This is a genomic window from Paenibacillus taichungensis (assembly GCF_047302525.1).
GTDB classification, from domain to species: Bacteria; Bacillota; Bacilli; order Paenibacillales; family Paenibacillaceae; genus Paenibacillus; species Paenibacillus taichungensis_B.
On the sequence record NZ_CP168020.1, the window covers coordinates 2,542,860 to 2,554,939 of the forward strand.

At 49.1% G+C, this 12,080-nt stretch carries 7 protein-coding genes; 5 read left to right on the forward strand and 2 right to left on the reverse strand.

From position 1 onward, the window contains the following. The first annotated feature begins 245 nt into the window (after nucleotides 1–245). Nucleotides 246–5,450 (forward strand): S-layer homology domain-containing protein, encoded by a 5,205-nt coding sequence (locus ACDJ58_RS11820; RefSeq protein ID WP_413378090.1) that lies wholly within the window; start codon nucleotides 246–248, stop codon nucleotides 5,448–5,450. A 166-nt stretch (nucleotides 5,451–5,616) separates the two neighbouring features. Here the strand turns inward: ACDJ58_RS11820 and ACDJ58_RS11825 are convergent, their stop codons facing one another. Continuing rightward, nucleotides 5,617–6,177, reverse strand: coding sequence for an NAD(P)H oxidoreductase (locus ACDJ58_RS11825; RefSeq protein ID WP_413378092.1), 561 nt, complete (start codon nucleotides 6,175–6,177; stop codon nucleotides 5,617–5,619). A 178-nt stretch (nucleotides 6,178–6,355) separates the two neighbouring features. Here ACDJ58_RS11825 and ACDJ58_RS11830 point away from each other — a divergent pair, with 178 nt between their 5' ends. The 4 genes from ACDJ58_RS11830 (at nucleotide 6,356) to ACDJ58_RS11845 (ending at nucleotide 11,502) form a co-directional block, all read left to right on the forward strand. Further along, nucleotides 6,356–6,745 (forward strand): winged helix-turn-helix transcriptional regulator, encoded by a 390-nt coding sequence (locus ACDJ58_RS11830; RefSeq protein ID WP_163753083.1) that lies wholly within the window; start codon nucleotides 6,356–6,358, stop codon nucleotides 6,743–6,745. Between the two features lie 211 nt (nucleotides 6,746–6,956). Beyond that, entirely contained in the window at nucleotides 6,957–8,798 is a 1,842-nt protein-coding gene (locus tag ACDJ58_RS11835) for an assimilatory sulfite reductase (NADPH) flavoprotein subunit (protein WP_413379620.1), read from the forward strand. A 54-nt stretch (nucleotides 8,799–8,852) separates the two neighbouring features. Beyond that, entirely contained in the window at nucleotides 8,853–10,574 is a 1,722-nt protein-coding gene (gene cysI / locus ACDJ58_RS11840) for an assimilatory sulfite reductase (NADPH) hemoprotein subunit (RefSeq protein ID WP_413378094.1), read from the forward strand. Nucleotides 10,575–10,785: 211 nt separating this feature from the next. Next, the gene (locus ACDJ58_RS11845) at nucleotides 10,786–11,502 is read left to right on the forward strand and encodes a YebC/PmpR family DNA-binding transcriptional regulator (protein WP_024633833.1); all 717 of its coding nucleotides are present in this window, start codon (nucleotides 10,786–10,788) and stop codon (nucleotides 11,500–11,502) included. Nucleotides 11,503–11,587: 85 nt separating this feature from the next. Here ACDJ58_RS11845 and ACDJ58_RS11850 read toward each other — a convergent pair whose 3' ends face one another. Further along, nucleotides 11,588–12,073 carry a DMT family transporter gene (locus tag ACDJ58_RS11850; protein ID WP_413379622.1) on the reverse strand — a complete coding sequence of 162 codons (486 nt, stop codon included), beginning with the start codon at nucleotides 12,071–12,073 and terminating at the stop codon, nucleotides 11,588–11,590. Between the last annotated feature and the right edge of the window lie 7 nt (nucleotides 12,074–12,080).

Consider the following 12,080-nt stretch of genomic DNA (forward strand, 5'->3'; position numbering starts at 1 on the left):
CATTTACACAATATAAACCTGTTTCACTACATAGGGGCAAAGAAGACGAGATATTCCGTTTTGGTAACATTGCACTTAGGAGGGAAGACGGGTCTTTTTTTGCTCTGTAATGAAACCGGTTTCATTAAAAAAGGGAGGTGTAGCGCACTTTTTTACCGCATGCTCACTGCTGAGGACAGGTCGGATAACAACACCGCCTTCAAGAACCGTGCTTTCATCTTCCAAGTCAAAGGAGAGAATGAACATTGGATAAACTCAGGAAACCCTTGATATTCATGTTGTCTGCTACGTTGGCATTGTCTTCAGGACCGTTGATGTTACCAAGCCATGCATATGCCGATGCGGATAGAATGCCTGCTACGTTGTTGCAGGACGATTTTTCTGACGGGGATTACACGGCATCGCCAGTGTGGGACGTAAGCTCAGGTAGTTGGGCGGTAATGGCGGACCCAACAGATGCGTCCAACTCCACACTTTTTCAGAGCGATACTGGGGAAGGCATCATTTCAACCGGAGACGTCATGTCTGACGTGACGGTGTCCATGCGTTTTTACACGGGGGGCGGTCAGGGATTTCCGGGAATTTTATCGCGGCTTCAGGATAAGAGCAACTTTTATTATTTTCAAATGCAGGCCCCTAACAATAAACTTGTCTTTTCCAAGCGGGTGAACGGAACAGATATGACGTTGAAATCTGTGGACTATACGTTCACCAAAAATACGTGGTATACGCTCAAAATGGTGCTGTCGGGTTCTTCCATTCGCGGGTACATCGCCGAAAACGGTTCGGATCGGTTAGTTTTCGATTTGGTCGATACTACATACGGGTCGGGTACAGTTGGCATTCGCAATAAGTGGCAGTCGGTACATATAGATGACGTTATCATTGCCGAGCAGCCGCCAGGGAACGATCTCCAACTCTCCAACGATGAACAGACGGCGTCTTCGGTTTCGCTGCAATGGACCGAGGCAGCAGGTGCAACAACCTATCACCTGTACCGTTCCTCTACGCCTGAAAGTGGGTATTCCCTGATTACCAACACCGGGTCTTTGGGTTACGTGGATGAGGGATTAAATGCGGATATGGTGTATTATTACAAGCTCGCCTATGAATACGGGGGGATGACCGAATCGTTATGGTCTGCGCCTCTGGAGGTTCGGACGACAGCCGTTGCTCCACAGGCTCCAGGCGAATTGAAGGCCTTGGCACTCGATGCCACGAGCGTGAAGCTGTCCTGGCCGGCCGTGGACAAGGCGACTGGTTACCGCGTGGCTAGGGCTGAGGCTGGCAGCGACCAATATGAGCAGGTGTTCGAAGGTACGGCGCTCAGTTACACGGATCAGGGGCTTGAGCCCGGCAACAGCTACAGCTATCGCGTAACGGCCTTTAATGCTGCCGGAGAATCTGCGTTCACCGTTGCAGAGGCCAACACGTACTCGATTGACTCTCCTGCAGAGTTTGCCGCCACAGCTGTGACGGATACGTCAATCTCTCTGGGGTGGAACGTCCTGCCTGGATCTGATGTAACGTATACAGTGTCCCGTGCAACAAGTGCTGCGGGTACGTTTCAGCAGGTGTATAGTGGCAAAGAAAGTACGTTTATTGATAGTGGTCTGACGATGGGCACGGGATATTTTTACATGATCCAGGCAACCGTGGACGACATCGTTTCTCCGGCATCTGCACCGCTGGGCGTTGCCACCATCCGCACGAGCTTTACACCGGGGCAGTTATGGCCGGATCAGGACGGCAAGCCGATCGACGCACATGGCGCAGGATTTTTCTACGATGAACAGACTGAAAAGTATTATTGGTACGGTGAATACCATACGGGAGGATGGCCAGCTGTTGGCGTACGCGTATATTCATCCAAGGACCTGCTGAACTGGACAGATGAAGGCATGGCACTGACGATGATTCAATCGATGGATGATTTCGACAAGAACCTGTTGATCGCCAAGTTGTATGAAGGTCGTGACGACAAGGTGGACATTTGGGCCGATATCCGTAAAGGTCGGATTATTGAACGACCCAAGGTCATCTATAACGATAAAACGAAAAAATACGTGATGTGGGCCCACATGGACGGGGACAAGGACCCCTACAACGATAATGCGAACTACGGTAAAGCGCGAGCCGGTTACGCGATCAGTGACTCCCCGACAGGGCCTTTCGTGTATCAGAAGAGTTACCGGATGGACAGAACTCCCGAAGGAGAGAAAGTTTACTTCCCAAGCGATCGGGGCATGGCACGTGACATGACGTTGTTCAAAGACGACGATGGTACCGGATATCTGATCTACTCCAGCGAAGAAAACCTGACGCTGTATATCTCCAAACTGAATGAAGACTACAGTGACGTAACGGGGTGGCATAAGGAAGGACGAACGGATGACAAAGGCAATTCGGTACGTGATTCCACCTATCAGGCGGAATACGGCGTCGATTATGTGCGTGTGTTCCCAGGCGGACAGCGTGAAGCGCCCGCGATGTTCAAGTATCAGGGCAAATATTATATTCTGACCTCCGGCGCGTCCGGCTGGGCTCCTAACGAAAACAAAGTGACGGTGGCTGATAACATTTTTGGTCCTTGGTCAACGATGACCAATCCGTTCGTACGCACATTGCCGAGCGATCCCGATCCAGGTAAGGCATTCGGAACGCAGACCACTTCGGTTATTCCGGTCGATCCGGAAAAAGGAAAATTTATTTACGTGGGAGATACGTGGAACGGCGGCAATTTCTCAAACGACGGGGCAAAATACGTATTTTTGCCCATTGAGTTCGGGATAGGATCAGACATTGCTATCAAGTGGTATAACAGTTGGTCGCCTGATCTGCTGAATTCGATGGGCAAGGTAGACATCGCCGATCCGCTGCCGGAAGCTGTGCCGCTCGGGAAATTACCGTCCCTGCCTACGACAGTCAATGTGCGTGACGGAGGTACGCTTGTGTCAACGCCAGCGGTATGGACGGTTGATAACCGGGTCATGACGGCAGAAGATTTTGCGAAACCCGGACCAATCACCCTTCAGGTAACGACCCCGGAGTTCGGTAACAAAAAGCAGTCAATCCGAGTATATGTTATTCCGGAGAACGCACAGTATTTCGTGAACAGCGGTGGATACGAAACAGCTGATTACAAACTTATGGATGCCTACATGAAAGGCTCGCTCGTCAACTCGGATACGGCGGATCAGATGTACGCGCCGGTGGAGGGACGGAACTGGGGTTATGTCAGCGCCGATGCGTTGGCTTCCGGTTCGAGTGGTGGGGATATTTTCTCGACCGTCCGTTATTTGAACGGCAGCAATGTTAGCAACTCGCCCAAAGGCAGTGATCTGACCTATACCTTTGGTGTGTCGAACGGGACATACGATATATACGCCGGGTTCAACGATCCGTGGACGAACACATCGCGGAAAGCGAACTTCCTCATTAATGGCACGAATACCGGTGCAGTTACTTATACACCCGCCAGTGTAAGAGCTCACACAGGCATTGTCGTAACTGGCAACAAGTTGGAATTAACGGTACGTAATACGGCCTCACAGGACCCGCTGATCAGCTGGATTATAATCGCCAAGTCTGATGCGGTGCCACCTGCGGACGACAGCGCCGGTCTGAATGCTGTTATATCGGCTGCAACAAGCGCATCACTCCACTGGCATTCAATTCTTGGCGCAGCAAGCTACAAGCTCTATCGCTCCGATCGTGAGAAAGGAGAGTACAGTGTCGTCTATAACGGCAGTTTGCGAGAGTATACGGATAACGAACTGAGTCCAGGTACCAGTTATTATTACAAAGTGGAAGCTTTTGACGCGTCGGGGCATTCGATGCGCGGTTTGTCTTCCGCTTATCACGTGCTTACGGCCCAACAGACCGCTGCCGATGTGGCTGCAAGCATTACGGCACTGGAGCAACCTTCTGCAGGTGCGAAGAGGCTGAAGTTGCCGACCGTGCCGCAAGGTTTTGCCGTGGAGATCGCCTCTAGTTCGGTACCGACCGTCATTCAAGCCGATGGAATGATCATCCCGCCATCGAAGGAAACGTCGGTCACGCTGGAATTGGAGATTACTCGAACCTCTGATGACAGCAAAGCGATGACTATACCGCTGACGGTGAAGGTATCAGCGTACACACCATCACCAGGCGGCTCGGGTTCCGATGGTTCGGGCAGTGATTCAGGTGGAAATTCAGGCGGTAATTCAAGCAGCTCCGGAGGACTGCCGGGGAGTGGTACCCCGAGTACAGAGAATTCATCGCCACGACCAGAATCGCAAAAAGACCGTGCTGTTCTTGAGTTGCAAGGTATTGTTGACCAGAAGGGTGTAGTGCAGACGAAGGTGGATGCTTCAGCGATTGAAGAGGCATTGAAAGTCGCTCCTGCTAGTACGGGGCACCGTCTGGTCGAACTTCGGCAGAGCCCGGTATCGGGAGCAAATGCATATGAACTATTGCTGCCTGTCTCTGCGTTGGTGGGCCAAGGCGACGCAAATGTATTCAACATCGTTACGGAATTGGGGACGTTAGAGCTTCCTGCCACACTTTCAATGAAAGACTTGGCAGGGTATGAGACTGTATCGGTGCGATTGATTCGAACTCAGCTGTCGCAGACAGTCGCAGATCAACTCGGAACACAGCACGGGGTTCGATTCGAAATTGATCTGGACGGTGATGCTTGGCCAGCAGGAAGTGAGCTGACGCTGCGTCTGCCCTACGAAACATTGCAAAATGTACAACCGGATATGATCGTAGGGTTTGCCATAGATGCGAATTATGTGGCAACTCCATTGCCGCAAAGCCGTTATGATCAGAATAGCAGAGAGGTCGTATTCACTGTTACGTCCGCAGCAGGAAATTATGCTGCCGTGTCTGTACAGCAGACGTTCACAGATCTTGCGGATGTACAATGGGCCAAGAATGCAATGGAGGCGTTGGCAGCCCGAGGAGTCTTTGATGAAGGTGCGAGCAGAGATTACCGTCAATTCCATCCGAAACAGGAGATGACGCGTGGTCAATATGTGCAGTGGCTGATGACCGCACTGAGCTTGAATACGTTGCGCGGGAATGCGTTTTCCGATGTCAGCGCGGAGGCATCGTATTATGAAGCGGTAACCGCGGCGCGTGCGTTTGGCATCACTGGGGGCACCGGGGACGGGCGCTTTATGCCTGAGGCAACCATTACCCGTCAGGAAATGATGACGCTGACGGTGAGGGCACTTGGAGTGGCCGGATTGGTCGAGCCGGAATCAGCTTCGGCGGATAGCCTTGTACAGTTCCGCGATGCTTCCACGATCCGTCCATATGCCCGCGATAGCGTAGCCATGCTTGTGAAGCTGGGCATCGTCGGCGGATACAACGGAGAGGTGAAGCCTCTTGCCCAAGCGACTCGTGCCGAATCGGCAACGCTGCTGTATGCAATGATGAGCAAATTGGTTTGGCCCTAACTGACGATAACAACAATTTTAGTGTAAGAAGAGAAGGCTTACTTCAACCTGGATTACAGGATGAAGTAAGCCTTTTTCTTTTTGCATGTGCGCCCTGGCATGGGGGATAACTGGACGGTGAAGTCCACTCTTAACGAGCAAGTAGCTTTCTGTCCGATTGCAGAGGTTACTTGTAATGTCTGCCGATTTGATATGCTTGCTCCAGCAAGCCTTCGATGTGCGTTTTGGAATCAGATATGGTTTCATAGAGAAACTCGACTCGGGATTCCTGCAATCCTGCATAACCCGCGATCCCATTATTCAGATAATTCGAAATCATGTTGTAATAATCGTATTTATGGAATGAAGCCTCCGTTCCTCCAGCTAGTGCAATCCAGAGTGCCTTTTTGGAGTTTGCTTTGTTCAGCAGCCCCATGTTCCATACCTTGTCCAGATAAGCTTTGAGCATGGATGGAACGTTGTACCACCATACCGGGAAAATAAATACAATGGCATCAGCCGCGAGCACGCGATCCAGCTCTTTGCGAATCACAGGGGCATGCTGCTTATCGGGATTTTGCCAATCACGCTCATCTTCTACGCTATATAACGGATCGAATCCATCATGATACAGATCGAGGATATCAATTTCGTGGTCATTCTCCTTCATACCTTCTATAAAACGATTCATCACGGCAAATGTTAGGGAGTCCTGTCTTGGGTGAGTAACGACCAGTTTGATTTTCATGTATGAGTAACCATCCTTTTTTCTTCATTTTTTTGGTTTAACGTTCTGACCAATGTTATTATAAGTTTCATGACATCTTATTGAGAAGTACGCACCTTCGAGTGCTGTAGATACCTTGAGGTTCTTCGGTTACTTTTAATAATGGATATACATATATGTGATTTAAGGGGGATTCCCAGTGGAACAGGAACTGAAAAGATATGAGAGTGGTGTGCAGGCAATGCTGGAACTGGTCGGTGGAAAATGGAGGATTCTTATTCTGCATCAACTGATAACAGGTAAAAAACGAACAAGCGAACTTCGCAGAGCCATCCCTGGCATTACTCAGAAGGTCCTTACCCAGCAGCTGCGTGATCTTGAAAAGAATGAAATCATCCATCGAATTATTCATCCCCAGATTCCACCCAAGGTAGAGTATGAGCTGACCGAGTATGGCTTGACACTACAGGCAATCATCGACCGCATCTGTCTGTGGGGAGAGAATCATCTGGACAGAGTATATGGAGATAAAAACAAAGTACTGGAGAATCATTTTAGCGAATATATTCCGCTTTCGACTTCGAACTAACTGCTTCCAAATTAAAAAACAACAAAATCCTTCCTGAATTGAGGAGGAGGGTATTTGTTGTTTTTTTGTCCTTTATCAGTGAAACTGATAAATACCATAAAATCATCGAAATTGACCCCTACCATCGGGTATGGTAGGTTCAAGAGAGTAGAAATTAATATGATCATTTTAGTAGGAATTAAAATTGACGTAATGCGCGAGGTGGCAAATGGTGGAACTTCAAGTGACAAACAGCCCTTTTAATCAGGAACAGGTTGAGCTGCTCAATCGCCTTATTCCTACATTGAACGATGGACAGAAAACGTGGCTTAGCGGATATCTGACAGCCATTCAGGGATTTGCGGCTGTAGCTGCACCTGCTGGTGTGGTACAACAGCCTGCATCTTCAGCAGGTATTACTCCTGAAAGCGCACCTGCTGCGGTGTCCAGGGAAGTAACGGTACTTTTTGGATCACAAACTGGGAACTCCAGTGGACTATCCAAAAAAGTGGCGAAAAAGCTGGAAGAGCAGGGGCTTCAGGTGATCCTGTCGTCAATGGGAGATTTCAAACCGAACGGACTGAAAAAAGTAGAGAATCTTCTCATTATTGTCAGCACACATGGAGAAGGCGAACCGCCGGATAATGCAATTCCGTTGCATGAATTCCTGCATAGCAAACGGGCTCCGAAGCTCGATGGATTGCGTTACTCCGTATTGGCACTAGGAGATACTTCGTATGAGTTCTTCTGTAAAACAGGCAAGGATTTTGACATTCGTTTGCAGGAGCTTGGCGGAACAGCGCTTGTACCACGTGTGGACTGTGATGTTGATTTTGATGAAGCGGCTGCAGAGTGGATGAATGATGTGCTTGCTTCACTTAGCAGCACACCGGCTACTGCGGGAGTGGTAACCAGTGAAGCGGTTGGAGCCGCAGTAAGTAGCGGTGAATCTGAGTTCAACCGGACGAATCCATACAAGGCGGAAGTGCTGGAAAATCTTAACCTGAACGGCAGAGGATCGGACCGTGAGACACGTCATATCGAATTGTCTTTGGAAGGCTCCGATCTGGATTACGAGCCAGGTGACAGCCTCGGTGTATTCCCTGAGAATCATCCACGCCTTGTCGATGAGCTGATTGCATCCATGGAATGGAATGCGGATGAGCGCGTTACGGTTAATAAAAGTGGAGACCAGGTTTCTGTACGTGAAGCGTTATTGCGTTACTTCGAAATTACTGCTGTCACAAGACCAGTTGTGGAGCAGCTGGCAAAGCTGAGCCCGGGTAGCGGGTTGCCCGCTCTGCTCGCAGATGATTCGGAATTCCGCAAGGTCATGAACAGCTGTGATTTGCTGGATCTGGTACAGGATCATGGGCTTAAAGGTATTCCGGCTGCATCGTTCGTAGCTGTGCTTCGTAAAATCCCGGCACGTCTATATTCGATCGCAAGCAGTTCGAAATCTTTCCCGGATGAAGTTCATCTTACCGTTCGTACAGTACGTTATGAATCACGTGGCAGAGAGCGCTACGGTGTGTGCTCTGTTCATCTGGCTGAACGAGTCGAATTAGGTGATACATTGCCTGTATTCATTCAGCAAAATCCAAACTTCAAACTGCCGGAGAACCCGGATGCTCCAATCATCATGGTTGGACCAGGTACAGGTGTAGCTCCGTTCAGATCTTTCCTTGGAGAGCGTGAAGAGACAGGTGCAGAAGGCAAGACGTGGCTGTTCTACGGCGATCAGCATTTCTCCACCGATTTCCTTTATCAAACCGAATGGCAGCGCTGGCTCAAGGATGGCGTTCTTACGAAGATGGATGTCGCTTTTTCCCGTGATGCAGAAGAGAAAGTATATGTGCAGCATCGGATGCTGGAACACAGCAAAGAGCTGTATCAGTGGCTACAGGAAGGTGCAGTTGTATATATCTGTGGTGACGAGAAAAGAATGGCACATGATGTTCATGCTGCACTCGCAACCATTCTTGAACAAGAGGGTGGCCTAACACCTGAACAGGCAGCGGAATATCTGACACGGTTGCAGCAGGAAAAACGTTATCAGCGGGATGTGTATTAATTTCAGATCATATGCCGGATAAGGCATCCCGGAGATACGAGAGGAGAAAGCAGCATGGCTTATAATAACTTACTTAATCCGCAGCGCACGAACAGCGATGTGGAAGATATAAAGATCAAAAGTGACTACTTGCGTGGAAGTTTGACTGAAACGCTGGCGGATCGGATCAGTGGTGCGATTCCTGAGGACGATAACCGTCTGATGAAACATCACGGCAGTTATATGCAAGACGACCGCGACCTGCGTAATGAGCGGAATAAATCCAAGCTGGAGCCTGCCTACCAATTCATGTTGCGTGTGCGTGCTTCCGGAGGAATTGTTACACCCGAACAGTGGTTGATGATGGATCGTGTAGCGCATAAATATGCGAATGAAACCATTCGTCTGACGACGCGCCAATCATTTCAACTGCATGGTGTCCTCAAATGGGACCTCAAAAATACCATTCGTGAAGTGAACGATTCGTTGCTCAGCACCCTTGCTGCATGTGGCGACGTGAACCGGAACGTCATGTGTAATCCGAATCCGGACCAATCGGATATTCATGCTGAAGTATATGAATGGGCATGCCAGGTGAGCAATCATCTTGATCCACGCACTCGTGCTTACCATGAGCTGTGGCTGGATGGAGAGAAAATTATCGATTCACAGGACACGGATGAAGAAGTAGAACCGATTTACGGCAAAGTGTATTTGCCGCGTAAGTTCAAAATCGGAATTGCCGTTCCACCATCCAATGATGTAGATGTGTTTTCGCAGGATCTCGGATTTATCGCTATTGTAGAGAACGGCAAGCTGCAAGGCTTTAACGTTTCTGTCGGTGGTGGTATGGGGATGTCTCATGGTGATCCGAAGACTTATCCGCAGGTGTCCAAAGTCATTGGTTTCTGTACACCAGAGCAAATGATTGATGTTGCGGAGAAGACGGTTATGATTCAGCGTGACTATGGGGATCGTGCAGTACGTAAACATGCCCGTTTCAAATATACAATCGATGACCGTGGCCTCGCCTGGTTTGTGGAAGAACTGACGAGTCGTCTTGGCTGGAAGCTGGATGTGGCGCGCGAGTTCCATTTTGAACATAATGGAGATCGTTACGGTTGGGTGAAAGGCAGCAACGGCAGATGGCACTACACCTTGTTCATTCAAAATGGACGTGTGAAGGATGTGGACGGTTATCCGCTCATGACAGGTCTGCGTGAAATTTCCAAAATCCATACCGGAGATTTCCGTCTCACAGCCAATCAGAATCTTATTATCGGGAACATCAGCAGCCAGAAGAAGAAAAAGATTGAGTCACTGATTGAGCAATACAATCTGACCGATGGTGCTCATTACTCGGCGCTTCGCAGAAGTTCTATGGCTTGTGTGGCGCTTCCGACTTGTGGTCTTGCAATGGCGGAATCCGAACGGTATCTGCCTTCACTGATCGACAAGCTGGAGCCTGTACTGGACGAAGCGGGACTGAGAGACGAAGAGATTGTTATTCGTATGACGGGTTGCCCGAACGGCTGCGCGAGACCGATGCTGGCCGAGATCTCGTTTATCGGCAAAGCTCCGGGAAAATACAATATGTACCTCGGTGGAAGTTTTACCGGGCATCGCTTGAACAAATTGTACAAAGAAAATATCGGCGAAACCGAAATTTTGGATACATTGACTCCAATGGTGAATCAATATGCCAGAGAGCGCAATGATGGTGAGCATTTTGGAGATTTCGTCATTCGTGCCGGTTATGTGCCTGAAGTGCTGGACGGTCAGCAGTTTCATGCCTAATTAGATGGATTCGTGAAGAGAAGCAATTCCCTAGGGAATTGCTTCTTTGGCGTTTTTGGATCGTTTTCCTTTGGGATTTCTGAACGTGGCAAGGTGATATCGACTTGCCTTTTACCATTTTTTCGTGAGTCTAAACTTGTTGAAGTACGCCCAACAAGATATAATGACAAAGTAGAAAGCAGATTATATGTTGAAAGTGAGCGGAAACGATATGGGTCGTAAGTGGAATAATATTAAAGAAAAAAAAGCTTCAAAAGATGCAAATACTAGCCGGGTCTATGCTAAATTCGGCGTTGAGATTTATGTAGCTGCCAAGAAGGGCGAACCGGACCCGGAAGCGAACCGCGCACTGAAAGTCGTGCTGGAACGTGCCAAAACGTATAACGTACCCAAAGCAATTATTGACCGTGCCATGGAAAAGGCAAAAGGCAGCGGGGACGAAAATTATGAAGAACTGCGTTATGAAGGATTCGGGCCCAATGGTGCCATGGTTATCGTGGATGCCCTCACCAATAATGTGAACCGTACTGCACCGGAAGTGCGCTCTGCATTTAACAAAAACGCGGGTAATATGGGTGTGAGTGGTTCAGTTGCTTATATGTTTGATCCTACAGCGGTAATCGGGGTTGAAGGCAAAACTTCCGAAGAAGTGCTTGAACTCCTGCTTGAAGCGGATGTGGATGTACGCGATATCGTGGATGAGGATGAATCGGTAATCGTATATGCCGAGCCAGACCAATTCCATGCGGTACAGGAAGCGTTCAAAGCGGCGGGTGTGACTGAGTTTACCGTAGCCGAGCTGACCATGCTGGCGCAAAACCATATTGAACTTCCAGAGGATGCACAAGCTCAGTTCGAGAAACTGATCGATGCGCTTGAGGACCTTGAAGATGTTCAGCAAGTGTACCACAACGTAGAGTTCGTGTAAGCGAACTAAACGAAACGTGGTTCGATTGCCAAAAAGAGTGTCTAGCCAATCAACGGATTGGACAGACACTCTTTTTATTGTTCTCCTATGAATCGGATTGCAATGCACCAGGAGATTTTTTCGATTTTGCCGATTTGCTACCGCCAAACTTGAATAACACAATACCGCCCACGATGACGAGAACCCCCAGAAGCTGGTTCCACGAGAATGGGATTTGCTCCAGTCCAAGCCATCCCATGGAATCAAACAGCAAGGCGAAACTTAACTGGGATGTAAGTACGATAGAGATCGCAAAGGTGGGACCCAGCAGCTTCATGCCCTGAACGAGACAGAAGACCACCCCAACGCCGATGGCTCCGCTAAGCCAGTACCAGGGCTGCATATGTTGGAAGCTAAACGTATTTTTGCCCTCAACCATTAGAGAAATCAGAAACGAGGCAATAAACCCGGTGAAAAGCACCAGCGTTGTCGTGGACCACGAGCCGGTACGTTCATTAACCTTGCTATTAAAGATGGTCTGCAGACTGACAAGAGAACCTGCCAGTAACGCAAGCAAAATACCTGTAATGATCATAGGA

Bases quoted from the DNA above. Each gene is read 5' to 3' on its own strand.
- ACDJ58_RS11825 (WP_413378092.1), bottom strand. From the start codon at position 6,177: ATGAAAATCAAACTGGTCGTTACTCACCCAAGACAGGACTCCCTAACA.
- cysI (WP_413378094.1), top strand. From the start codon at position 8,853: ATGGCTTATAATAACTTACTTAATCCGCAGCGCACGAACAGCGATGTG.
- ACDJ58_RS11845 (WP_024633833.1), top strand. From the start codon at position 10,786: ATGGGTCGTAAGTGGAATAATATTAAAGAAAAAAAAGCTTCAAAAGAT.